Consider the following 22,893-nt stretch of genomic DNA (forward strand, 5'->3'; position numbering starts at 1 on the left):
CTTTCAATGATGGTCGACGTAAGCGATCGCCTGGAGCGCCGCCACCGCCCCGTCACCGGCCGCGCACACAACCTGCTTGGGAGCCTGTTCGCGCATGTCGCCCGCCGCAAAAAGCCCGGGAACCGACGTTTTCATGCTCAAATCGACCTTGACCTCGCCCCAAGGTGTCATGTCGCACAGAAAACTGCCGTCTTCTTGGATCAGTACCTGGTTGTTGACGTTGTACCCGACAAACGTAAAAACTCCCGGTACGTCGATATGACGTGTCGTTCCGTCCGCGAACGCGACCCGGATTCCGGTCACTCCCGACGTGTCGCCGACGACCTCTTCGGGAGTGGCGTTGAGGACCAGTTCGATGTTCTCGGTATGTTTCACCCGATCAATCGTACTCGGTGCAGCCCGAAACGTATCGCGGCGGTGGATCAGATAGACTTTCGCACAGATTTTTGCCAGGTAGAGTGCCTCTTCGAGTGCCGTATCGCCGCCCCCGATGACCGCCACTTCCTTACCTTTGTAAAAAAAGCCGTCGCAGGTGGCGCACGTACTCACCCCCCGTCCGAAAAACACGTCTTCGCCGACAAAACCCGCCCGCTTGGGGGTTGACCCCGTACAGACGATGACACTTTTGGCTTCGACGCTGCTTCCGTCCCCTTTGTGTACGGTAAAAATCCCCCCGGCACCGCGCGACACGCGTACCACTTCGGCCATTTCATGTTTCAAACCGAATTTCTGGCATTGCTCGGGCCAGGGGATCATCAGGTCCATCCCGCTGATGTGCCCCGTAACACCGGGATAATTCTCAATCTCCGAACTCATGGTAATCTGACCGCCGGGCATCCCTTTTTCAAACATCGTAACGTCCGCGAGCCCTCCGCGCGTAGTATAAAGCCCAGCCGTCAAACCGGCCGGTCCTCCTCCGATAATTGCACAATCTAGCATCTGCCGTCTCCTGACTTGTTATGGTAGGAGCTTATCATACCCTGTTGTAGATAAACCAGCTCTTTTCGAACTAAACATACGGGATAAAAAAATTATAATTTAAATTACTATAATTAATACGTTGCAGGCGAAAATAACGAATAGCGTAAAAGAAGAGAAAAAGAGGTTGCCGCCGAGGCTCCGGCGGCGGAAAGGGGGTGATTAAAGAAGTGCGTTGAGTTTGTCCGCGAACGCCTGTTTCGACGCGGCACCGACCATTTGCTCGACCACTTCCCCGTTTTTGAAGAAAAGGATGGTCGGGATAGAACGGATACCGTATTTAACGGCGATATCCTGCTCTTCATCGGTGTTCACTTTACAGATTTTGGCTTTGCCGTCGTAGTCGGCCGCCAGTTCTTCGATAACCGGAGCGATCATACGGCATGGTCCGCACCAAGGAGCCCAGAAATCGACCAATGCGACACCCTCTTTTGTTACTTCATCAAAGTTTGAAACTGTCAATTCAATGTATTTACCCATTGTTTTTCCTTGAGTTGCGAATGTTTATGGGGTCATTATAACGCCCCAATCTTTAAAATGTCTTATTACATAATGATCACATTTTTTCTCAGGATCGCTCCGAAATATCTTAAGGATTTTTTGGAGATAATCAATAAAACAGAATTTTCAAGAAAGGTACCGGATCAATACATGAAGCGAAAGGGGTGGGTAATCGGTTGGATGGTTGCGGGAGTGCTGTTGCAAGCGGCCGAACCGATTGTACCGATTCCCCGTTCCGTTTCGTACGATCCGGACAAAGCCGCCCTCGGCGAAAAACTTTTCGCCGATCCCATCCTTTCCAAAGACCGCACCGTCGCCTGCATTTCCTGCCACGACGTCTTCTCGAGCGGCGCCGACGGCAAAAAAATTTCGACCGGCATTCGCAATCTACAGGGGACCATGAACGCACCGACGGTATTCAACGCCGCGTTTAACTTCGTCCAATTCTGGAACGGCCGGGCCAAAACGCTCAGCGAGCAGGCACTGGGGCCAATCCACAACCCGGTCGAAATGGGTCTTCCCCTCTCCGAAGCGGCTCGCCGGCTACAGTCGCACCCCGAGTACGCCAAAGCGTTTGCCGCCCTCACGGGACGCGCGACCCTCACCCCCGACGACATCGCCGTCATGATCGCCGAGTACGAAAAAACCCTGATAACCCCCAACGCCAAATTCGACCGCTACCTTCGGGGTGAAATACGCCTTTCTCCTCTGGAAGCCAAGGGGTACACACTGTTTAAAACCCTCGGCTGCGTCTCGTGCCACAACGGCGTCAACATCGGCGGAAACTCTTTCCAGAAAATGGGGGCCATCATCGCCATCCCCTACGATGCGAGAACCTCCGACCGCTATGCCCTGACCAAGCGTCCGATCGATAAAAACGTCTACAAGGTTCCGACGCTGCGCAACATCGCGCGTACCGCTCCCTATTTCCACGACGGAAGCGCCGCGACCCTCAGCGAAGCGATCGCACGGATGTCGTACCACAACCTGGGAATGACCCTCACTCCCGCGGAGATTCGCGCTCTGGTCGCTTTTTTGCAGACCCTAAACGGGGAACTCCCCTCAAAAACGGCCCGCCGATGAAACTCTCGCTCAAACTGATCCTCACCGTCATCCTGGGCGTCAGCGCGCTCAGCGCCCTATTTTTGTTCAAATCGTTTTCCAACCGTTATTTCGTCCACCGCAACGCGATCGAGCTCTCCTTCAAAGAGATCGAAACGGCCCACAAACGCCTCGATTACCAGATCCTCCATAACACTTTTTTTCTCTACACCAATCAAGACGACGTCAATCAAAAAATCACTTTGATCGGCGTCAAAATCGATGTCCTGCTGCACAATCCCCATATCGCCGACGGCCATCCCGCAACCCTCGAAGAGCTCAGAAACCATGCCGAAGCGTTCGATGCGAAAGTACGTGCAATCTACGATTTTCAAACCGTCAACACCGTCATCAAAAATTCGACTGCCGCGATTTTGGCCCTGCAAAACCGCCTTTTCGCCCTTAAAGCCGCTAACGCGGCGGAACAGGAACTCTTTCGCGAAATCAGCCGTATCAGCGGAGCCATTCTCCTCGCAAAAAACGGGATGGACGCGCAGCTGATCGCCTCGCTGAACGCTTCGATCACCTCTTTATCGAAAAATCGCCTGAACGATCCGCTGAAAAATGACCTTCTTGAGCGTTCTATCGCCCATTTCAGGGTCATCGAGGAGTATTTTCCCCGCTACGTCCGCCATCTCGAGGAGATCAACGATCCCCAAGTCATCCGCTCCCTCCACCGCAGCAATGAAACGTTCCTGAACGAGTCGGACAGCGAACTGCGACTGATCAACTATTTTTCCTATCTGCTGGTCGCATTGTTCATCATCAGCATCGGGCTGATCACCTTTTTTCTCATCCGCAGCGAAAAGGAGGCACGCCGCGATCCACTGACCCGCCTGCGCAACCGCAAAGCCTACGAAGAGAAAATACGCCACGCGTCCCGTAAACTGTCTCTCATCCTGATCAACATCAACAAATTCAAGCATTACAACGATTTTTACGGCGTTCAGGAAGGGGACCGTCTGCTGATCGAAACGGCGCGGCGGATCAAAACGATGGGATTTGCCGGAAACCATGTTTCCTACTACCGCCTTGGGGCCGACGATTTCGGTATCCTTTTCGAAGAAAGTCCCCTTCTTTCCCTCGAAGAAGCGGCAAAAAGCGTGCTGCATCTGTTTCCGCGCGAGCCGATCGTCATCGACGGGGAAGTCCGCACCCCTTCGATCACCGTCGCGGCATCGAACATAGCGCCCCTTCTCGAAAACGCCGATATGGCGCTCAAAAGCAAACAGCAGCACAACCCCATCTTCTATCACGAAGGGCTCAATCTTCGCCAGGTGATCGAAGAGAACGTCACCAAAGCCAAAGAACTTCGTGAAGCGCTCGAAGAAGACCGGGTCATCCCCTATTTTCAACCGATCGTCGCTCTCTCATCGGGGATGGCGGCGAAACACGAAGTGTTGGCGCGCATCGTCATGAAAGACGGCGAGGTCCGCTCCATCTATCCCTATTTGCACGTCGCCAAGGAATCGCGGCTTTACAACCCCCTTTCGCGTATCATTATTTCCAAAAGCTTCGCGATCATCGCCTCCCGTACAGGGAATTTTTCGATCAATCTCTCGATCGACGATATCGAAAACAATGAAACGGTTGAACTCATCACGCAACTGCTGGAAAAGCATGAAGGGATCGGGAAAAGAATTATTTTCGAAATCCTGGAGAGCGAGGCGATCGAGCGATACGAAGGGACGCTTGAATTCATCGCCCATGTACGCCGCTACGGGTGCCGGATCGCGATCGACGATTTCGGAAGCGGCTATTCTAATTTTGCCCGCATCCTCAATCTTGCCGTCGATATTATCAAAATCGACGGCTCACTGATCCGCCATCTCGACAACGATTCCAAAGCGGTCACGATCGTTCAGACGATCGTCAACTTTACCCGTGCCGCATCCATCGAAACGGTGGCCGAATTCGTCCATAACGAAGCGGTGGCGCAGATCGTCCGATCCCTCGGGATCGATGCGGCCCAGGGATTTTATTTTTACGAACCTTCTCCTCTTCCGCTCAGCCCAGAGTGATATTTTCGATCCATTCGATACCCTCTTCCCAAACGATCAATGCGTCGACGCAGTAATCGAGGTTCAGCCTTTTTTGCTGCAGGTACGACTGTATCGCGCGGTTCAGTTTGGACAGTTTCGCGGGAGTGATATTGTGAACCGCCTGTTCGTAGGAACGGGCGCTTTTCACTTCGACGAAGCGAAGCACGTTCCCCTGTATCGCAATAATGTCGATTTCGCCGAAGCGGTTGTAGACGTTGCGATCAATAATCCGCAGCCCCCTGCTGCGGAGATAGTCGCACCCGCGCTCTTCGGCCGCATTGCCTATCGCGCGGGTATGCACGGGTTACTCCAGGTAGTCGGGCTTGAGGACCTCGACTTTGACCGATTTGAACCGTGCGGTACGGATCAGTTCGTCGCATTCGTCTCCGAACAGAAAATTGATCCGGCTCTTCGCATGGTGAAACGTGGTGAACATCGTCCCTTTTTTGATCGTCGTGCTCACTTTGACCCGTAACGGCGCGCTTTGTCCGTACTCGCTCCGCAAAACCACGAAATCTTTGTATTCGAAAAAATCGGCATCATCGACACTGACGAGGAGGATATCCTCGTCGTGCGAACGGTGAAGTTTTTCGCACATATTCGTCTGTGCGGCGTTATTGTAATGGACAAGCACCCGCCCCGTCGTCAGATAATATCCTTCGTGCCCTTGACGTTCCAGGAGTTCTTGTACCTGTCCGCGCGGTTCGTATTGTTTGTAACGGAACGAACCCAGCTCGTCCTTGGTCCGGAACGCGTCGATATGAAGCACCGGCAGATCTTCTTCCTGTACCGGCCATTGCAGGCCGCTTAAGCGCGCGGCTTCGAGTTTTTCGTAACTTGCCCCACCGAAACGCAACGGTGCATCGACCCGGACACGTTCCCATACGTCACGCGGGCTGTTGACTCCCAGATCGGTGCCGTAGCGTTTAGAGATTTCGGCGATTACTTCCCAGTCATCGGGCATCGTGACGTTGACCAGCGGTTGCGAAAGGTGCAGGCGGCGCTCGGCATTGACATAGACGCCCGTCTTCTCATAAGCGCTCTTGACGCCGAAAACGATATCGGCGAATTTGGTGATCTCGTTGTCGAACAACTCGTTGACGATCAGAAGTTCCAGATTCCCGAGGGCCGAGTGGATCTTGTTCTGGTTGGGGTGAATGTGGGCGATGTCTTCGCTGATGTTGAACAGGGCTTTGATTTCACCCCGCCCCATCGCGTCGATCAGGTCGGGAGTCATCATCCCGACTTCCTTGGGAGGCTGATAGTCCGGGGCGTAATAAGGAAGCATTCCCACGTCGCACGTTCCCTGCACGTTATTCTGTCCGCGCAACGGCATCAGTCCGGCTCCCCGTTTTCCGATATTTCCGGTGAGCATCGCCAGATGAGTGATTGCCATCACCGCATACGATCCGTCCAGATGCTCGGTGATTCCGAGTCCCCAGAAAAAAAGGCTTTTACGGGTCGCGTATTTGCGTGCGACCGTACGTACCTCATCGGCAAGCGGTTCATAACCGGGAAGCTGCAAGAAGAAATCGGGATTCGCGTACGGATCGGAGAGGATGGCGTTTTTGTACTCCTCATACCCTTTGGTCCGTGTGTTGACGAACTCCGTATTGACGAGATTTTCGCTGATGATGACGTATGCGAGCATGTTCAGCACCATCAGGTTGGCTTCATAAGGGATGCTCAGGTGCTCGCTTGCCGATTTCGAGAGCTGGATGCGGCGGACGTCGAGAACGGCCAGTTCCACCCCTTTGTTCTTGATGACGTCAAGCATCCGGTTGGCCACGATCGGATGCCCCTCGGTCGTATTGGTCCCCATCGCTACCATATACTCGGTCTCGTAGATGTCGTCAAACGGGTTGGTTGCCGCACCCTCCCCGATCGTGGTGCGCATCCCTTTCAGCGACGGGGAGTGGCAGACACGGGCACAATTGTCCACGTGCGGCGAACCGACGACGTGACGGGTGAAATGCTGGAAAAGGTATGAGCTCTCGCAGCTCGTCCGCGCCCCTCCGATCGCTGCGAACGCGTGCGAACCGTACTGATCGGTAATGGCCCGCAGTTTCCGAGCGGCCAGCTCATAGGCGCTGTTGTAGCTGATTTCGTACCATTCTGTCCCGACGGGCTCGAGATAATCCATATCCAGATCGGCAAACAGCGCGGCGTTTTTGGCGAGGAATGATTTGCGCACGCGTGCGTTCCGCAGCCGCTTTGAATGGGTCATGAAATCCCAGCCCTGTTTCCCTTTGATGCAAAGTCTTCCCTGGGAAACCGTCCCCTCTTCCTTGGCAAAAATCTTCCGGACCTTGTTGTCTTCGACCTCAGCGGAAATATCGCATCCCACACCGCAATAGGTACATACGCTGTCTATGACCATCGGATTCTTCTCCGCTTTAGCAGGCTTAGGCGCCCTTTTTAAAATTTGTGAAGTGTACTATTTTGTCTCTTAAGGGTTGCGGAAGCATCGAGACAATTCGTATCATTAAGTAAAACCTAAAAGGAAAGGCATAACGGTGTTTTCGTCGCCCGATGGCGCGTGCGATCCGTTCCACCCCTTCTGCGGTCGGCATGAAAAACGGCATTTTAAAGCGATTTTTCTGCGTCATTTCCGAATCGATGAAACCGGGCATAATCGTCATTACCCTGATGCCGTGCGGTGCAAGCTGATAATGCAACCCTTCCGCATAGGCATTCAGCGCCCGCTTGGAGCTGCTATACGCAATCGACGTCGGCATCGTGAACAACGAAGCCAAAGAGGAGATAAAGACGATTTCCCCCCCTTTTTGCTCGATCAGTTTCGGGATTATCGGTTCGAGCAAGGCGTGGACGCTCAGGAAATTGGTCGCGAACAGCCGCTCGAAATCCTCAAACGGCGTCACCCCGCCCAAGTGCCCGACCGATACCCCGGCATTGAGGATGATCCGATCGATCCGCTCCCGCGACAGGATTTCCCCGATCCGGCGCATCCGTTCAAAATCGGTCACGTCGGCTTCGATCGTCTCTACCTCCGCTCCGGCAGCACGGCACCGCTGCGCAACCGCCGCAAGCCGCTCGGCACGGCGGGCGATCAGCACCAGCGCATGCCCCTCTTGCGCATAATGGAGCGCCAGCGCTTCCCCCAGCCCGCTGCTGGCCCCCGTGATCACTATCCGCATCGCTACTCCCGCAAGGTAATTGTCGATATAATTATACCCATGAATGAAACACTGCACATCGGGGAACTCAATACCCTCGTTATCGACCGTTCAACGGTCCCCGGACTTTTTTTACGCGCGCTGGACGGCAGCGACATCCTCCTTCCCAACCAGTACGTGACGGAGTCGATGCACGTCGGAGACACCATCGACGTTTTCGTCTACACCGACAGCGAAGACCGTCCCGTCGCCACGACGCTCTCCCCCAAAGCGATGCTGGGGGAAATCGCCTTTTTGGAGGTTGTCGATACGGCCCCGATCGGGGCTTTCGTCGACTGGGGGCTCATGAAGGATCTCTTCGTCCCCAAAGCGCTCCAGAAACGCCCGTTTACCGTCGGTGAAAAACGGCTGGTGCGGGTTATCCGTGATGAACAGACCGGGCGGCTGGTGGGAACCGAAAAAATCACCGGCGGCCTTGAGACTCCACCGAGGGATTTTTACCCCAACACCCCGGTCACTTTCATGATCATCGCAAAAACACCGCTGGGCTACAAGGCCATTGTCGACCACCGCTATGAGGGGATGATCTACGCCAACGAGATTTTCGAAGAGGTGCGGGTCGGACAGATCAAGCACGGTTTCGTCAAACAACTGCGGAGCGACGGTAAGCTCGACCTCTCGCTGCAAATGACCGGTAAGGCCAAAGCCTCCGGTGCGGCGGAGAAGGTGTATACGATGCTGCAAGCCAACGGCGGCATGCTCCCCTACAACTCCAAAACCGATCCCGAGCTGATCCAAAAAGCGTTCGGCCTGAGCAAGAAAAATTTCAAAGCGGCACTCACGCAGCTCGTCGCCGATCAAAAAATCATGGTCAAGGAGAACGGTATCTATGGGATTTAAACCACGCCGACGCAATCCGATCGTCCAGCTCAGACCCCGCCAGATCAGCTACGAAGAAGGTGGACGCCACATCACGCTTCTCTCGCTCAACCGTGACACGATGGAGATCGAAGTCGAAATCAAAGAGGGGAACGTGAGCACTGTCGTCTCCGACTTCCCTTTCGCCCATCTTCCCAAAAAGATCAAGAAAGAGATCAACCCGCTATAATTCGCTTACGCAATTCAGAAAGGAACTTCATGTCACAATTCGCCAATGTCACCATCGACAAAAATGCCAACGTCTATTTCGACGGCAAAGTCACCAGCCGTACCGTCCGTTTCGACGACGGAAGTGTCAAAACGCTCGGCATCATGCTCCCGGGAGAGTACACGTTCAACACCGGCGATAAAGAGATCATGGAGATCATGACCGGAGAGATGGAGGTTCAGCTTCCCGGTTCGGACGCTTGGATTTCAGTCAAAGGACCGCAAAGCTTCGAAGTCCCCGCCAACAGCGCATTCCACCTCAAAGTGGCAACCATCAGCGACTACTGCTGCAGTTTCGTCAAATAACCAAAGCCGCCCGAACGGGCCGCTTTTACCCCCGGTTCACCGTTTCAGGATCACTTCCAGCGCCTGATGCAGCGCGTGCGTCGTCGTACGGGTCTCCAGCAGGTGATTGATATGGATTTTTTCGGCCTGTTCTTTCATCGACGCCGAAACCGTATCGACCAGCAGCACGATATCGACTTCATCGGCGTTCCCCATCATCCGCAAGACCTTGATCACCGATTTGAAATCGGCTTTCTGATCGATAAAAATATAGTCCGGAAGCTCTTTTTTGATTCGTGCCACCGCTTTTTCCGCCTCCAGCGTCATCGTCACATCCGAATGTTTGTCGGAGGAGAGAATCGCTTTTTTAATCCGATGCGCATGATGTTCCTCGCATCCCAGATAGACGATGCTGCGCCGCTGCAGCGATTCAAGATGCGGAATCAAATCGAACAGTGCCCGGTTTTCGTCTGAAAGCTTGTCGGTATTCAGCGAGTTGAGATAATATCTCAGATACGTGAGGCTCGAGAGCTGCCCGGTAATATTGGAACGCCGGAAATACTCACGGATCGCTTTTGAGGCGCGGGCTTTTTTTCCAGAGGGTGAGGTCGAATGAATAAGCCAGCTTGTCAAGCAAACGGGTAATCTTTTCTTCGAAACGCCTCGCCTGAACCACGTATTTGGAGCGGAAACTCTCTTCGTTCTCGGTAATGATCATGTCGATAAACTGCGCCAGACGAAAATTCTCCTCTTCCAATTCGCGCTTGAGATGGATGGCATCGACCGCTTTGGAACGTACGCTCGTCATTTTGGCAACCGCGATGGGGTATTTCTCGGAGGTTTCGGGAAGCTTTTTGAGAATATTTTCAAGCTTCGCCATCGCCCCCTCGGCCACGGCGATATTGATGTCGTGTTTGGCGATTGCTTCCTTGTTGGATTCAAGTTTGTGCTGCGCTTTTTGAAACTCGTCGTTGCGGTTCAAAAAGAGTTCGTAAAACGCTTTTTTGATGTGTCTCGAACGCTGCGTGAACCCGTCATAAATCTCGCTCAGGCGCATCAAATCGCGTGTGATTCCCGCAATTTCGGTATGTTTGAGGTCCAGATCCATGTCGACAAGGTTGTTGTAGGTGGTCATCAAAAACCGTCGCAGCTTTAAAAAATCGATTCCGTGAGGAACTTTTTCGTACGACGCGTACTGCGATATTTCATGATGGATGCCGCTGAAATACTCGTGGATAACGCTTTCGGTCGTAACCGCTTCTTGGAACTCCTCTGTGGCCACAGCGGTCTCTTTGCGGGTTTGCACCTGCCCGCTCTCGTCGCGTACGGCCCGTATTCCCACCGCATCACCGCCGCTTTCTTCGAAAGTGACCAAAATATCCGTTTCGGGGAGAACGTCGAGTTCTTCCCACTGGGCGATACGGAAAGGATAGACCTCTCCCGTACTCGTCACAACCGAGCCTTCTCCTTTGCTTTCATCGTAACGGAGCACTTTTCCCCTGTATTTCATTGCCATTCGTACCGTAAGGCTCCCGCTTCGCGTTATAGAATCTTATTATATCTTTTTGTAATAACTTTGTGATAGCGTTTTAGCGGCGTAGCTCGACATGCTCTTCGTCAATCCATCCTTCCCGTCCATACGCACTCCACCCTTTCTTGGTCGCAATCCCGCTGACTTTGTATGCATTTCCCCGCTTTGCGGTCGACGTAAAAACGGTTTTACTCCGGTACGGGCGGCATTCTCCGTTTCGGGTGCATACCTCGGCCCCCTCTTTGGCGACGAGCGTCACCGGTTCGATCGCCTGGATCTCCCCCTCGGGCATATCTGAAACGGCGGCGGCAGATCCAGCCTCCTTTTGCCGGTTCGGGGCGTCGTGTTTGCCGTCGATAATCTCCAGCAACAGCTTGCGCGCTTCGCGGTCTCCCTGTTTGGCCGCCTTGGACAACCACAGCATCGAGTGATCCAAATTTTTGGGCACACCGCGCCCCGAGGCGTACATCAGCGCCAGATTATACTGCGCGTCGACGTATCCTTGTAGCGCCGATTTTTCGTACCACGATGCCGCCCGCGTCTGATTGCGATCCACCGCGATCCCCCGTTCGTACATCACGCCGACCTCGAACTGGGCCGTCTTGTCTTCGCGCAGCGCATCGGTATAGATTTTCCAAAACGACTCCTGCACCTTTGCATTGGGGAGCGTGTTTTCGGCCGCCGACAATGTGACCAGCAAGGCCATAACGATTATTACCCCGATTTTCCCGTTCATCCGATTCCTTATTTAAAGTGTGTTGTAGGCGCGGTCTCCCGCGTCTCCAAGTCCGGGAATGATAAATTTATTCTCATCCAGTCCCAGGTCGATTTGGGCGATGTACATCTCGACGTCGCCGTGTTCGGATTCAACCCGTGCTATTCCCTCGGGCGAACCGATGACGTGAAGGGTGATGATTTTTTCGGCCCCTTTGGCCTTTACCGTCGCAATTGCGTCGCAAAGCGATCCCCCCGTAGCCACCATCGTATCGACCAGTATCACCGTTTTGCCGCCGCAATCTCTCAAACGGTCGTAATACAGACGGCTTTCATGGGTGCGTTCATCGCGCTTGATCCCCAAAAAGCCCGATTCTACGTTCGCCAACGTTTCGATAATCGCCTCGTGCATCGGCAATGCCGCCCGCAGAACCGAAACGACGACCAGCGAGGATTCGTCGATGAATTCCATTTGGGTCTCCCCTCTCCAGCTCCGGAGCGTTCTTGCCACCGTCGGCGTTTTCCTGAGCGCTTCGTTCAAAAGGATTTTTGTAATCTCCTTGATCGTATGGCGAAAAACGAGCGGCGTCAGACTGACATCGCGCAGCGTGTTGACCAGGGTCGTTAAAAGGGGGGATCGGGGGTTGGTGCACATCGGGTCTCTTTTGGTTCGATATGCGTAATTATAGTGAAATCGACGGGAGAAACGCACCTGCAATGCAGGGCGTATTATTTGTAGCGGTAAGTGATGCGCCCTTTGTCAAGGCTGTAAGGGGTCAACTCGATTTTCACCGTGTCACCGGGGAGAATTTTGATGTAGTGCATCCGCATTTTTCCAGCAATATGGCACAAAATCACATGCCCGTTCGCCAGTTCTACCCGAAACGTTGCGTTCGGTAGCGCCTCAATGATCTTTCCGTCTACTTCAATGACATCATCTTTTGCCATCTTATTTCCTTTACGCGATTGATAATATTTCAGCTCTACCGTTGATAACCGCAACCGTATGCTCATAATGGGAGCCTTTCAGCCCGTCCGTGCTGACTACATCCCATCCGTTAGAAAGAATCTTGGATGTCCCTTCCCTGTGACAGATCATCGGCTCGATGCAAAACACCATTCCGTTTTTGATCTTCGGACCCGCCTTGGGGTTGGGTCCATCAAGGTAATTGGGAATTTCCGGTTCTTCGTGGGGCTTTTTTCCGATCCCGTGTCCGCAAAATCCGCGCAAAGGGACGAATCCCCGCCCAAGGATGAATTTTTCGATCTCATGTGAGAGCTCTTTAAACCGCATCCCTTCACGGATGACGTCGATGGCGTGGTAAAGAGAATCTTTTGCGCACGCGATCAACGCTTCGTCTTCTTTGCTGATGGTTCCGACACCGACCGAAACGGCACCGTCTCCGAAGTATCCCCCTTTTTGGGTCCCCACGTCAAATCCTACAATGTCCCCTTCTTTGAGGGCATAGTCGGTGGGTATTCCGTGGATGATCACTTCGTTGACAGAGATGCAGACGGCATTGGGGAAACCGTAAAGGCCCTTGAAAGAGGGGGTGGCGCCTTGGCTGCGGATATACTCCTCCGCCATGGCATCCAGTTCTTTCAGGGTGACTCCGGGTTTGGTATGTTGGGCCAAAAGTTCCAAAGTCGCGCCGACGATTTGGTTCGCCGCACGCAATTTTATGAGTTCGTCGTTTTTTCGCAGCGCAATCGCCATGCTTAGAGGCCAACCGCGCTGAGGGTCTGGTAACGGCTCATGTAGATCTGCGCTTCGATGCGACGCATCGTATCGAGTGCGACCTGGACGACGATCAAGACCGCCGTACCGCCGAAAAAGAACGGTACACCCGCCCCTTTGAGGATGACCCACGGCAGTGTTGCCACAAGACCGAGGTAGATCGCCCCCGTAAAGGTGAGACGGCTCGCCGTTTCGTTCAGGAATTCTTTGGTCGATTCACCCGGACGGACACCCGGAATGAATCCTCCCTGGCGTTTCAGGTTCTCGGAAATGTCTTTGGCGTTGAACACGATCGACGCGTAGAAGAACGCAAAGAAAACGACAAACAAGAACTGCAGGAAGTTAAAGAAATAGTGATTCGGGTTCAGAAGATCCGCGATCCCCTGCACCGTCGGGTTTGTACTGCTCGAGAGCACGGTCATCGGGAACATCAGGATCGCCGAAGCGAAAATGACGGGGATGACCCCCGAAAGGTTTACTTTGACGGGAATGTAGTTCATTACCCGTTTGTTCTGGTGAGCCATCATCGTCTTTTTCGCGTACGTCACCGGAATGCGGCGTTCGCCGAGTTCAACGTAAATGATCACAAGGACCGTCGCAAAAATCAGCGCGATGATCAGCAAGAGTGTCAGGAAGCTCATCGCCCCCGTATTCACCATGGTCACGGCCTGGCCGATCCCGCTGGGAATCGCCGAAACGATACCCGCGAAAATGATCAGCGAAACACCGTTTCCGATTCCGTTTTGGGTAATCTGCTCACCAATCCACATCAGCAGCATCGTCCCCGCCAGCATCGAAACCGTCGCGAGAATCATGAACGTCGTATGATCGACGAGAATAGCGCTGCTACCGTCTTTGCCGGTCATGCTTTGCAATCCGATGCTCACCCCGATCGCCTGAACGATCGTAATCGCAATCGTCGCATAACGGATGATCTGCATGTATTTCACCATACCGTCACGCTCTTTTTTCATTTGAGCCAGGTTCGGGAAAGTTGCAGCCAACAGTTCCATGATAATCGAAGCGGTGATGTAGGGCATAATGCCAAGGGAGATGATGGAGAGGCGTTCGACGGCATTTCCGCTGAACATGTTAAAGAGACCCAACGCGTCAGCCTGATGCTCGTCGAAAAACGATGCAATGACCGCTGTGTCAACACCCGGAACCGGCACATAGGCCAGTAACCGGAAAATGAAGAGAAAACCGATCGTTATCAAGATCTTGTTTACAAGTTGTTGGTTCATTATTTACCAGTTGTTGTAACGTTTTCGTCTTTGATTTTAGATGCCAGGTCTTTCGCGCTTGCACCGACAAGTTTGACGCTCGTGACCGATTTTTTCATGCGGTGTACGCCGCGGATCGTTTCCATCGTGATCTCTGCGAGTTCGGCTACTTCTTTCACTTTCTCGACATTGATGACGTAAGGTTTGACGATTTTAGACGTAAACCCGATTTTTGGCAAACGGCGTGCTAGAGGCTGCTGTCCACCCTCAAAGTTACGTTTTTCATTGTAACCTTTACGCGCTTTTTGACCTTTGTGACCTTTACCGGCCGTTTTACCGTTTCCGCTGCCCTGGCCACGTCCGATACGTTTTTTGCTGTGGGTAGAACCCGCAGCAGGTGTAAGATTTTCGAGTGCCATTACTTACCCTTTGATACGTGAAAGCGCATCAATCGTTGCGCGTACCACGGTGTTTGGATTGTTGGAGCCCAGAGACTTCGTAAGAATGTCCTGGATCCCTGCAAGCTCGAGTACCGGACGGGTCGCGCCACCGGCGATAACCCCTGTACCTTCAGATGCCGGTTTGAGCAAAATGCGGCTTGCATTGTATTTTACTTCGATATCGTGAGCGATAGTCGTCCCTTTGATCTTGACTTCCGTCAGATTTTTGAACGCTTCGTCTACCGCTTTACGGATCGCATCGGGAACCTCTTTGGCTTTACCGACTCCGTAGCCGACGGTACCTTTTTTGTTACCGACAACGACAAGAGCGGTAAAACGGAAACGACGTCCACCTTTTACAACTTTTGTTACACGACCGATGTTTACGATCGATTCTTCAAATTCTTCTCTGTTAATCGCTTGCATCATCAGCCCTTAAAACTTGATTTCGTTTGCGCGAAGCGATTCGGCAAACGCTTTGACCACACCGTGGTACAAGAAACCGTTACGGTCGAACGTAATCTCGTTGATTCCGGCGTCTTTGAGGGTTTTAGCAAACGCTGCGGCCGCTTTTTCGGCGCCTTCTTTGTTTGCACGGAGACCCAAAGTTTTTGAATGTACGCTGGCCAGCGTTACACCCTGCTCATCGTTGATCGCTTGCGCACTGATGTAGCGGTTTGAGCGGAATACGGAAACACGTGGAAGTGTTGCGCATCCTGCGATTTTAGAGCGGATGCGGCGTTTGCGCTGTACGCGTTTTGCCGCTTTGATTTTAAGTATTTTACCTGTCATTTCATCGCCCCTTATTTCTTAGATGTCTTACCGGCTTTACGCAGGATAGTCTCATCAGCATATTTAACACCTTTACCTTTGTAAGGCTCAGGCGGACGGAATGAACGGATTTCAGCAGCGATCTGACCTACTTGCTGTTTGTCGGCGCCCTTGACGCTGATAACGTTTTTATCCACTGCGATCGTGATGCCCGCAGGAATATCGTAGTTGATATCGTGGCTGAAGCCCAGTTGCAGGTTCAAAACGTTTCCGTTGACGGCAGCACGGTAACCGACCCCGTTGATCTCGAGTTTTTTCTCGAATCCGGCAGTCAAACCGGTAACGATGTTCGCCGCAAGCGCGCGATAGGTTCCCCAGTATGCGCGGTCCTGACGATGGTCAGAGTTGGTGCTGAAAGAGAGCGCGTTGTCTTCGAGTTTTACGCCGCAGTTGCCGCGTGTGTCGAGAACTTGCGTAACGTTCCCTTTTGCAAAAGTAATGACGGTACCGTCAATGCTTACTTTGACATCATTTGGGATAGAAATAGGATTTTTACCAATACGTGACATCTTATCTCCTTACCAAATCGTACAAAGGACTTCGCCGCCGACGCCAAGCTCATACGCTTTATCGTTAGGAAGTACCCCTTTTGAACTGCTGACGATGATCGTACCGTAACCGTTTTTGAAACGTTTCAATTCGTCTTTGCCTTTGTAAATACGGCGTCCCGGTTTAGAGACACGTTTTACTTCATTGATAACCGTGCGACCTTTTTCATCGTATTTGAGTACGACGTTGATCGTCTTTTTCACGCCGTCTTCGACAACGTTGAAGCTCTCGATGTAGCCTTTGTCTGCCAGAATGGCAACTACCGCTTCTACAACTTTGGAATGTACCAATGTCGTAGAATCCAAACGACGCATCGCCGCGTTACGGATACGTGTCAACGAATCCGCGATCAAATCATTAATCATTTTTTTTCCTTATCTAATCATTAGGAGTATCAAGCCGGAATTACCAGCTTGACTTTCTAACGCCTGGGATCAACCCTTCGTTTGCCATTTTACGGAAGCAAACGCGACAAATTCCGAAATCGCTGATAACAGAGTGCGGACGACCGCAGATCTGGCAGCGTGTGTAAGCGCGAACCGCAAATTTAGGTGTGCGTTTCGCCTTAGCGATCATTGACTTTTTAGCCATTATTCTCTCCCTTTAGCAAACGGCATGCCGAGCATTTCAAGAAGTTTGAAAGCGTCTTTGTCGTTTGTCGCAGTTGTCACGACGGTGATGTTCATCCCGTGGATCTGCATGATGTCATCGTAATTTACTTCCGGGAAAATCAACTGCTCGGTAATACCGAAGTTGTAGTTTCCGCGACCGTCAAAGCCGTTGCGTGGGATACCACGGAAGTCTTTAACACGGGGAAGTGATACAGAGATCAGTTTGTCCATGAAATCGTACATCTGGGCACCGCGGAGCGTTACTTTGACACCGACCGGCATCCCTTCACGCACTTTGAATCCCGCAACCGATTTACGCGCATTGACGACCATCGCACGCTGTCCGGCGATGTTGCTGATCGTGTCCTGGATATTCTGGATCAGTTTGTTATCTTTCATCGCGAAACCGCATCCGACAGAGATAACCACTTTTTCCAGCGCAGGAACCTGCATTACGTTTGCAATCCCGAGATTGCTTTGAAGCTCAGGCTTAAGAGCCAGATATTTATCTTTCAAACGTGCCATGATTACGCCTCTACTTTGCGGACATTCGATGCATCGATCGGCATCTCTTTGCTGATAAATCCGCCTTGTGGATTTTGTTCGCTGGGTTTAACCGTTTTCTTAGCGACACGGACACCCTTGACGATCACTTTGTTTTTCTTAGGCATTACCTGAAGCACTTCGGCTTTCGTACCTTTGTCGTCACCGGCGATCACTTCGACAGTGTCGCCTTTTTTGAATTTAAATTTTGCCATCATACAACCTCCGGAGCCAAAGAAACGATTTTCATGAAACCGGCGTAACGTACTTCACGGCTTACCGGTCCGAAAATACGTGTCCCGACTGGCTCACGTTTTTTATCCAGGATAACTGCGGCATTTTCGTCGAAACGGATCAGAGAACCGTTTTCACGGTGAACCTCTTTTTTCGTACGGACGACAACCGCGGTTACTACCTGACCTCTTTTGATCTTACCGGTAGGAGCCGCTTTTTTGACCGATGCGATGATAACATCGCCGACAGTCGCATAACGGCGTTTTGAACCGCCAAGAACCTTGATACACATGAGCTCTTTAGCCCCTGTGTTATCCGCTACAACAAGACGGGTAAAACTCTGGATCATGCTTCTACCCCTTTAACAAGAGTTTTGAAACGGAATGATTTGCTTTTCGAGAGCGGACGGCACTCGATCGCAACGACTTCGTCACCAACGTTAAGCTGGTTGTTTTCGTCGTGAATCATGTATTTTTTGAAACGTTTTACCGTTTTGTGGTAGCGTGGGTGCATTACGCGGCGTTCAACAACGATAGTCGCTGTTTTGTCACCCGCTTTTTTGACTACGATACCTTGAATTTCACGTTTATGTGTCATAGCTTGGCCCTTACTTCACCGCGCTGAGCGCAGTGTTGATGCGTGCAATGTCTTTTTTCGCAGCACGAAGTTCGCTCGTGTTGGTCAATTGCATCATTTTTTGCTTGATTTTCAAAGTAAAGAGCTCAATTTTTTTCTCTTTGAGCATCCCTTGAAGTTCAACAGCTGTTTTACCGTTCAAATCAGTATACTTCATTGCTCATCTCCGCTGTAACAATTTTTGTTTTGAATGGGAGTTTCTGCATTGCAAGCGCCAACGCTTCACGCGCCAGACCCTCTTCAACGCCGCCCATTTCAAAAATGATACGACCCGGTTCGATGTTCATGACCCACTGATCGACGCCACCTTTACCTTTACCCATCCGCACTTCGAGTGGTTTGGCAGTAAGAGGTTTCGCAGGGAAAACGCGAATCCAGATTTTACCGTTACGTTTGATGTGACGGGTAGCCGCGATACGAGCCGCTTCGATTTGACGGGAGTTGATACGTCCCGCTTCCGTTGCTTTGAAACCGATGGTTCCGAAGTCAAGTTTATTTCCGCGAGTAGCGTAACCGCGGTTACGCCCTTTCATTTGTTTACGATATTTCGTACGTTTAGGCATCAACATGATTATTTAGCCTTTCTGCGGGGACGGCGCTGTTCACCTTCGCCACGCTCTTCTTTAGATTCTTTTGCTTCTGGCTGAATCCCTTTGGTGAGAACCTCACCTTTGAAGATCCATACTTTGATACCGATTACACCGTATGTGGTGTGGGCTTCTGCGAAACCGTAATCGATTTTTGCACGGAGAGTATGAAGAGGTACGCGACCTTCAAGATACCACTCGGTACGTGCGATTTCAGCACCGCCCAGACGGCCCGCTACTGAAACTTTGATCCCTTTTGCGCCTGAACGTTGTGCATTCTGCATAACTTTTTTCATCGCACGGCGGAATGCAACCCGTTTTTCAAGCTGAGTAGCGACGTTTTCCGCAACGAGCTGTGCGGAAGCCTGCGCTTTTTTCTCTTCTTTGATGTTGACGGCAACCGGTTTACCGATCAGGTTTTGGAGAGATTCTTTGATTTTTTCAATGTCAGAACCTTTTTTCCCGATGATGATACCCGGACGTGCCGCGATGATCGTAACGCGAAGACGTTTCGCGGTACGCTCGATGACGATGTTGCTCACACCGGCATAGTAGAGTTCTTTTTTCAAGAATGTACGGATTTTATGGTCTTCGCCGAGGGAAACCGGAGCCGTTTTGAAGTTCGGGAACCAGCGAGATTCCCAGTTACGGTTGATACCCAGACGAAGTCCGATAGGATTAACTTTCTGACCCATAATTATTTACCTTCTACTTCTACCAAAATGTGCGACGTCGGTTTGCGGATACCAGAGGCGCTACCGCGAGCACGCTGCATAAAGCGTTTCAAAACCGGGCCTGCATCGACGCGGCATGATTTGATAACGCAATCTTCCGCTTCCTGTCCGCTGTTGGCAACCGCAGAAGCGATTACTTTAGCGATGATTTTAGCCGCTTTGTTCGGAGTAAACTCCAGTGCAGCCATTGCTTGTTCAGCATTCATTCCTTGAACTTCGCGAGCGATCAAACGAGATTTAGTCGGAGATACGCGAACGAATTTTAACAGTGCTCTTGCCATATCTCTTCCTTATTTCCCGATTTTCTTCTGTACGGAACCTTTGTGGCCCTTGAACGTACGTGTTGGTGCGAATTCACCAAGTTTGTAACCGATGTGGTTTTCCGTTACGAAAACCGGTACAAACTGACGGCCATTGTGGACGTTGAACGTCAAACCGATCATTTCCGGGAGGATCACGCTGCGGCGTGACCAGGTTTTGATAGGTTTAGTGTTTTTCGTCTCTTTGGCAGAAATCACTTTTTTCATAAGGTGTCCGTCGACAAACGGTCCTTTTTTTACCGATCTAGCCATTGATTAACCCTTTTTGCGACGAGAGATAATAAGTCTATCGCTCGATTTTTTACGACGTGTTTTAGCACCTTTGGTCGGTTTACCCCAAGGAGTAACCGGGTGACGTCCCGAGTTTGTTTTACCTTCACCACCACCGTGCGGGTGGTCGATTGGGTTCATCGCAGAACCACGCGTTTGCGGGCGGATACCCATGTGGCGTGTACGTCCCGCTTTACCGAGAACGATGTTGATGTACTCTTCGTTACCGACGATACCGATGGTTGCCATACATTCACCCAGAATGTAGCGCATCTCGCCCGATGGAAGACGAAGGGATACGTATTTGCCGTCACGTCCCATGATTTGAGCGGATGTTCCCGCTGAACGAACGATCTGTCCGCCTTTACCGGGTTTGAGCTCGATGTTGTGAACGGTCGTACCGACAGGGATGTTCATCAATTTCATGGCGTTGCCCGATTTGATGTCCAGTCCGCTCTCAGCCGCCATTACCACGTCACCGACGTTCAAACCTTTCGGCTGAAGGATGTAGCGTTTTTCACCGTCGACGTAGTTGACGAGTGCGATACGGCAGTTACGGTACGGATCGTATTCGATTGCCGCAACGGTCCCGGCGATGCCGAATTTGTTCCGTTTGAAATCGATGATACGGTAAAGCTTTTTCGCTCCCGCTTCTTTGTGGCGTGACGTGATGCGACCGTTGTTGTTACGACCCGCTGCGGCAGGAAGTTTTTTCAACAATGAGCGAACCGACGCTTTTGCCGTGATGTCCGAGTTGTCGACGTTTGTATAGAAACGACGGCTCGGGGTGGTTGGTTTATACGTTTTGATCGCCATATTACACCGCCAGACTATCGATTTGTGCGCCTTCCGGCAGTTTTACATAGAACTTTTTAAAGTCGTTCTGTTTACCGGTAAGACCGCGGAAACGTTTTACTTTTCCGCTTTGGTTCAAAGAGTTAACGCGAGCCGGAACGATTCCGAAGTACTCTCTGAACACCTCTTTAAGAGCGTTTTTAGTCATACGTGGAGACGTCTGAACTACGATTACGCCCTCTTCTTGAAGACCAAGAGTCTTCTCTGTATACAGGATCGATTTGATATCAGTAATATCTGCCATCTTAGCTCTCTTTAGTCAGATTTTCCCATACCGCTTTTTCGATTACTACCGAACGGTATGTCGCAGCCAAAAAGGCGTTGAGTTCATTCTCTTCCACGATGTACGTTTTAGAGAGGTTACGGAATGCCAAATAGGTTTTCTCGTCGAGAATCTTTTTAACCAAAAGAGCGTCACGGACGTTCAGGTTGTTGAACAGCGTTACCGCGTCTTTTGTTTTCCCGCTTGGAACTTCGATGCTGTCAACGATGAACAGTTTCCCTTCGTTCGCCAATGCATCCAAAGCAAATTTCAACGCAAGTTTCTTTTGCTTTTTGTTTACTTTCTGATCGTAGTTACGACCGGTGTTCGGTCCGTGTACGACCGCACCGCCGACCCATACGGGAGAACGGCGTGAACCGGCACGCGCACCGCCACGGCCTTTCTGGGCCCATGGTTTTTTACCGCCGCCGCGAACTTCCGCACGCGTTTTGGCAGACGCAGTGTCCGCACGGAGGCTTGCTTGATACGATTTAACGTACAAGTAGAGGTTGTGCGGGTTGATGCCGCTAAAGCTCTCAGGCAATGCCAGTTCAGAGGCTTTTTCGAATTTTTCGTTCAGTACAATCGCGCTCATTATTTCACTACCTTTACACGACCTAGTGCACCGTTAGCGCCCGGGATAGAACCCACGACAACCAATACACCGTTTTGTGCGTCATACGACATCACTTCATTTTTGACGGTTACTTGCTCGTTACCGTACTGACCTGACATTTTGCGCCCTTTCTGGACTTTACCAGGCCATTCGCGGTTACCGATCGAACCGCTGGTGCGGTGGAAACGGTGACCGTGCGCTGCAGGTCCGCCTCCGAAGTTCCAGCGTTTCATAACACCGGTGAAACCGCGACCTTTTGTGTTGAATACGCTTTTGACGGTTTTAGCGTCCGCCAGAGGAGCCATATCCAGATCGCCCGCTTCCGTGTTAGCCACAGCCAGCGTAGCGAATTTGTTGAACTCCGCAGAGAGGTTATACTTCTTCTGCTGACCTTCAACCGATTTGTTTGATGATTTCCCTTCGCTGTACGCGACCAGGGCTTTGCCGTCTTTCACTTCGCAAACTTTCGCTTCTTTCACTTTCAAAAGAGTGACAACTTTGCTCTGAGCACCGACGGTACGGCTCATGCCGATTTTTTCTACGATGTATTCCACGACCTACTCCTTACTTGTCCATAGAGCGAACTTCAACGTCCACTTCCGGAGCCAAGTCAAGCTTCATCAGCGAATCAACGGTATCCGGCGTAGCCGATACGATGTCGATAAGACGAGCGTGCATGCGGATCTCGAACTGCTCACGAGAACTTTTGTTAACGTGCGGTGAACGGAGAACCGTATACTTACGAATCTTGGTTGGCAAAGGGATTGGGCCGCGAATTTCCGCACCCGTTCGCTTTACAGCTTCAACAATAGAGGCAACAGAACGATCAAGTACGCGATGATCGTACGCTCTAAGTTTCAAACGAATCTTTTCCATAATGTTTTCCTTAATAAAGAACTCGTCAGGTGGACCCTGACTATAATAAGGCTCGAAATTATACCGACATACCCCCTGAGGGTCAAGGATTTCAGGGGTGAAAAACCGATATTTTTATAATTTTGTTTCCTTT

37 protein-coding genes are annotated in these 22,893 nt (G+C 51.5%); 5 read left to right on the top strand and 32 right to left on the bottom strand.

The features are described from left to right. Positions 1-3: 3 nt before the first annotated feature. Both trxB and trxA read right to left on the bottom strand, forming a co-directional pair. Positions 4-939 (bottom strand): thioredoxin-disulfide reductase, encoded by a 936-nt coding sequence (gene trxB / locus AB1763_02035; protein MEW5831602.1) that lies wholly within the window; start codon positions 937-939, stop codon positions 4-6. A 201-nt stretch (positions 940-1,140) separates the two neighbouring features. Continuing rightward, positions 1,141-1,458 (bottom strand): thioredoxin, encoded by a 318-nt coding sequence (gene trxA / locus AB1763_02040; protein MEW5831603.1) that lies wholly within the window; start codon positions 1,456-1,458, stop codon positions 1,141-1,143. Positions 1,459-1,629: 171 nt separating this feature from the next. Between trxA and AB1763_02045 the strand changes: the two genes are divergently transcribed. Continuing rightward, positions 1,630-2,562, top strand: coding sequence for a cytochrome c peroxidase (locus AB1763_02045; protein ID MEW5831604.1), 933 nt, complete (start codon positions 1,630-1,632; stop codon positions 2,560-2,562). After that, complete coding sequence (locus AB1763_02050) at positions 2,559-4,601, top strand: EAL domain-containing protein (GenBank protein ID MEW5831605.1); 2,043 nt, start codon at positions 2,559-2,561, stop codon at positions 4,599-4,601. Before AB1763_02045 ends, AB1763_02050 begins: the two co-directional genes overlap by 4 nt. Here AB1763_02050 and AB1763_02055 read toward each other — a convergent pair. The 3 genes from AB1763_02055 to AB1763_02065 are packed head-to-tail and all read right to left on the bottom strand — an operon-like array spanning position 4,588 to position 7,780. After that, entirely contained in the window at positions 4,588-4,923 is a 336-nt protein-coding gene (locus AB1763_02055) for a YraN family protein (protein ID MEW5831606.1), read from the bottom strand. The two genes, AB1763_02050 and AB1763_02055, sit on opposite strands and share 14 nt — an antisense overlap. Before the next feature lie 3 nt (positions 4,924-4,926). After that, on the bottom strand, positions 4,927-7,002 hold the full coding sequence (locus AB1763_02060) for a molybdopterin-dependent oxidoreductase (GenBank protein ID MEW5831607.1): 2,076 nt from the start codon (positions 7,000-7,002) through the stop codon (positions 4,927-4,929). Between the two features lie 25 nt (positions 7,003-7,027). After that, positions 7,028-7,780 carry an SDR family NAD(P)-dependent oxidoreductase gene (locus AB1763_02065; GenBank protein MEW5831608.1) on the bottom strand — a complete coding sequence of 251 codons (753 nt, stop codon included), beginning with the start codon at positions 7,778-7,780 and terminating at the stop codon, positions 7,028-7,030. A 39-nt stretch (positions 7,781-7,819) separates the two neighbouring features. Here AB1763_02065 and AB1763_02070 point away from each other — a divergent pair, with 39 nt between their 5' ends. Genes AB1763_02070 through AB1763_02080 form a run of 3 tightly spaced genes read left to right on the top strand, consistent with a single transcriptional unit; the run spans position 7,820 to position 9,211 of the window. Then, entirely contained in the window at positions 7,820-8,659 is an 840-nt protein-coding gene (locus AB1763_02070) for a S1-like domain-containing RNA-binding protein (GenBank protein MEW5831609.1), read from the top strand. Beyond that, complete coding sequence (locus tag AB1763_02075; protein ID MEW5831610.1) at positions 8,649-8,867, top strand: hypothetical protein; 219 nt, start codon at positions 8,649-8,651, stop codon at positions 8,865-8,867. The genes AB1763_02070 and AB1763_02075 overlap by 11 nt, the downstream gene beginning before the upstream one ends. A 29-nt stretch (positions 8,868-8,896) precedes the next feature. Further along, the gene (locus AB1763_02080; protein ID MEW5831611.1) at positions 8,897-9,211 is read left to right on the top strand and encodes a pyrimidine/purine nucleoside phosphorylase; all 315 of its coding nucleotides are present in this window, start codon (positions 8,897-8,899) and stop codon (positions 9,209-9,211) included. 36 nt (positions 9,212-9,247) lie between these two features. Here the strand turns inward: AB1763_02080 and AB1763_02085 are convergent, their stop codons facing one another. From AB1763_02085 to rpsJ, 27 genes are all read right to left on the bottom strand, one after another. Beyond that, the gene (locus tag AB1763_02085) at positions 9,248-9,823 is read right to left on the bottom strand and encodes a hypothetical protein (protein MEW5831612.1); all 576 of its coding nucleotides are present in this window, start codon (positions 9,821-9,823) and stop codon (positions 9,248-9,250) included. Continuing rightward, positions 9,753-10,700, bottom strand: a complete 948-nt coding sequence (locus AB1763_02090) for a hypothetical protein (GenBank protein MEW5831613.1) — start codon at positions 10,698-10,700, stop codon at positions 9,753-9,755. The genes AB1763_02085 and AB1763_02090 overlap by 71 nt, the downstream gene beginning before the upstream one ends. 79 nt (positions 10,701-10,779) lie before the next feature. Then, positions 10,780-11,457, bottom strand: coding sequence for a tetratricopeptide repeat protein (locus AB1763_02095; GenBank protein MEW5831614.1), 678 nt, complete (start codon positions 11,455-11,457; stop codon positions 10,780-10,782). 12 nt (positions 11,458-11,469) lie between these two features. Beyond that, positions 11,470-12,090: a uracil phosphoribosyltransferase gene (gene upp, locus AB1763_02100; GenBank protein MEW5831615.1), complete on the bottom strand. Its 621-nt coding sequence runs from the start codon at positions 12,088-12,090 to the stop codon at positions 11,470-11,472. Between the two features lie 74 nt (positions 12,091-12,164). Then, positions 12,165-12,383 carry a translation initiation factor IF-1 gene (infA, locus tag AB1763_02105; protein MEW5831616.1) on the bottom strand — a complete coding sequence of 73 codons (219 nt, stop codon included), beginning with the start codon at positions 12,381-12,383 and terminating at the stop codon, positions 12,165-12,167. Between the two features lie 10 nt (positions 12,384-12,393). Further along, entirely contained in the window at positions 12,394-13,152 is a 759-nt protein-coding gene (gene map, locus AB1763_02110; GenBank protein MEW5831617.1) for a type I methionyl aminopeptidase, read from the bottom strand. Positions 13,153-13,154: 2 nt separating this feature from the next. After that, positions 13,155-14,417, bottom strand: a complete 1,263-nt coding sequence (secY, locus tag AB1763_02115; GenBank protein MEW5831618.1) for a preprotein translocase subunit SecY — start codon at positions 14,415-14,417, stop codon at positions 13,155-13,157. Then, positions 14,417-14,815, bottom strand: coding sequence for a 50S ribosomal protein L15 (gene rplO / locus AB1763_02120; protein MEW5831619.1), 399 nt, complete (start codon positions 14,813-14,815; stop codon positions 14,417-14,419). Before rplO ends, secY begins: the two co-directional genes overlap by 1 nt. A gap of 3 nt (positions 14,816-14,818) precedes the next feature. Next, on the bottom strand, positions 14,819-15,262 hold the full coding sequence (gene rpsE / locus AB1763_02125; GenBank protein ID MEW5831620.1) for a 30S ribosomal protein S5: 444 nt from the start codon (positions 15,260-15,262) through the stop codon (positions 14,819-14,821). Between the two features lie 9 nt (positions 15,263-15,271). Next, on the bottom strand, positions 15,272-15,628 hold the full coding sequence (gene rplR / locus AB1763_02130) for a 50S ribosomal protein L18 (GenBank protein ID MEW5831621.1): 357 nt from the start codon (positions 15,626-15,628) through the stop codon (positions 15,272-15,274). 11 nt (positions 15,629-15,639) lie between these two features. Beyond that, positions 15,640-16,176: a 50S ribosomal protein L6 gene (rplF, locus tag AB1763_02135; GenBank protein ID MEW5831622.1), complete on the bottom strand. Its 537-nt coding sequence runs from the start codon at positions 16,174-16,176 to the stop codon at positions 15,640-15,642. Positions 16,177-16,185: 9 nt separating this feature from the next. Further along, positions 16,186-16,581: a 30S ribosomal protein S8 gene (gene rpsH / locus AB1763_02140; protein ID MEW5831623.1), complete on the bottom strand. Its 396-nt coding sequence runs from the start codon at positions 16,579-16,581 to the stop codon at positions 16,186-16,188. A gap of 40 nt (positions 16,582-16,621) precedes the next feature. After that, positions 16,622-16,807 carry a type Z 30S ribosomal protein S14 gene (locus AB1763_02145; protein ID MEW5831624.1) on the bottom strand — a complete coding sequence of 62 codons (186 nt, stop codon included), beginning with the start codon at positions 16,805-16,807 and terminating at the stop codon, positions 16,622-16,624. Beyond that, positions 16,807-17,352 carry a 50S ribosomal protein L5 gene (rplE, locus tag AB1763_02150; GenBank protein MEW5831625.1) on the bottom strand — a complete coding sequence of 182 codons (546 nt, stop codon included), beginning with the start codon at positions 17,350-17,352 and terminating at the stop codon, positions 16,807-16,809. The genes AB1763_02145 and rplE overlap by 1 nt, the downstream gene beginning before the upstream one ends. Before the next feature lie 2 nt (positions 17,353-17,354). Continuing rightward, positions 17,355-17,585: a 50S ribosomal protein L24 gene (gene rplX / locus AB1763_02155; protein ID MEW5831626.1), complete on the bottom strand. Its 231-nt coding sequence runs from the start codon at positions 17,583-17,585 to the stop codon at positions 17,355-17,357. Next, positions 17,585-17,953: a 50S ribosomal protein L14 gene (gene rplN, locus AB1763_02160; GenBank protein MEW5831627.1), complete on the bottom strand. Its 369-nt coding sequence runs from the start codon at positions 17,951-17,953 to the stop codon at positions 17,585-17,587. Before rplN ends, rplX begins: the two co-directional genes overlap by 1 nt. After that, positions 17,950-18,201: a 30S ribosomal protein S17 gene (gene rpsQ, locus AB1763_02165; protein ID MEW5831628.1), complete on the bottom strand. Its 252-nt coding sequence runs from the start codon at positions 18,199-18,201 to the stop codon at positions 17,950-17,952. The genes rplN and rpsQ overlap by 4 nt, the downstream gene beginning before the upstream one ends. A 10-nt stretch (positions 18,202-18,211) precedes the next feature. After that, on the bottom strand, positions 18,212-18,397 hold the full coding sequence (gene rpmC, locus AB1763_02170; GenBank protein MEW5831629.1) for a 50S ribosomal protein L29: 186 nt from the start codon (positions 18,395-18,397) through the stop codon (positions 18,212-18,214). Then, positions 18,384-18,809 carry a 50S ribosomal protein L16 gene (rplP, locus tag AB1763_02175; GenBank protein MEW5831630.1) on the bottom strand — a complete coding sequence of 142 codons (426 nt, stop codon included), beginning with the start codon at positions 18,807-18,809 and terminating at the stop codon, positions 18,384-18,386. Before rplP ends, rpmC begins: the two co-directional genes overlap by 14 nt. A gap of 2 nt (positions 18,810-18,811) precedes the next feature. After that, a complete protein-coding gene (gene rpsC / locus AB1763_02180; GenBank protein ID MEW5831631.1) occupies positions 18,812-19,522 on the bottom strand; it encodes a 30S ribosomal protein S3 in 711 nt (236 codons plus the stop codon). 2 nt (positions 19,523-19,524) lie between these two features. Then, the gene (rplV, locus tag AB1763_02185) at positions 19,525-19,842 is read right to left on the bottom strand and encodes a 50S ribosomal protein L22 (GenBank protein ID MEW5831632.1); all 318 of its coding nucleotides are present in this window, start codon (positions 19,840-19,842) and stop codon (positions 19,525-19,527) included. Between the two features lie 9 nt (positions 19,843-19,851). Then, positions 19,852-20,133, bottom strand: coding sequence for a 30S ribosomal protein S19 (rpsS, locus tag AB1763_02190; protein MEW5831633.1), 282 nt, complete (start codon positions 20,131-20,133; stop codon positions 19,852-19,854). A 3-nt stretch (positions 20,134-20,136) separates the two neighbouring features. Next, a complete protein-coding gene (rplB, locus tag AB1763_02195; protein MEW5831634.1) occupies positions 20,137-20,967 on the bottom strand; it encodes a 50S ribosomal protein L2 in 831 nt (276 codons plus the stop codon). A 1-nt stretch (position 20,968) separates the two neighbouring features. Beyond that, positions 20,969-21,250, bottom strand: a complete 282-nt coding sequence (locus tag AB1763_02200; GenBank protein ID MEW5831635.1) for a 50S ribosomal protein L23 — start codon at positions 21,248-21,250, stop codon at positions 20,969-20,971. A 1-nt stretch (position 21,251) separates the two neighbouring features. Further along, complete coding sequence (rplD, locus tag AB1763_02205; protein ID MEW5831636.1) at positions 21,252-21,863, bottom strand: 50S ribosomal protein L4; 612 nt, start codon at positions 21,861-21,863, stop codon at positions 21,252-21,254. Further along, positions 21,863-22,438: a 50S ribosomal protein L3 gene (gene rplC, locus AB1763_02210; GenBank protein MEW5831637.1), complete on the bottom strand. Its 576-nt coding sequence runs from the start codon at positions 22,436-22,438 to the stop codon at positions 21,863-21,865. Before rplC ends, rplD begins: the two co-directional genes overlap by 1 nt. Positions 22,439-22,448: 10 nt before the next feature. After that, the gene (rpsJ, locus tag AB1763_02215; protein ID MEW5831638.1) at positions 22,449-22,760 is read right to left on the bottom strand and encodes a 30S ribosomal protein S10; all 312 of its coding nucleotides are present in this window, start codon (positions 22,758-22,760) and stop codon (positions 22,449-22,451) included. Between the last annotated feature and the right edge of the window lie 133 nt (positions 22,761-22,893).

The organism is Campylobacterota bacterium (assembly GCA_040752835.1).
Lineage (GTDB): Bacteria > Campylobacterota > Campylobacteria > Campylobacterales > Sulfurimonadaceae > Sulfuricurvum.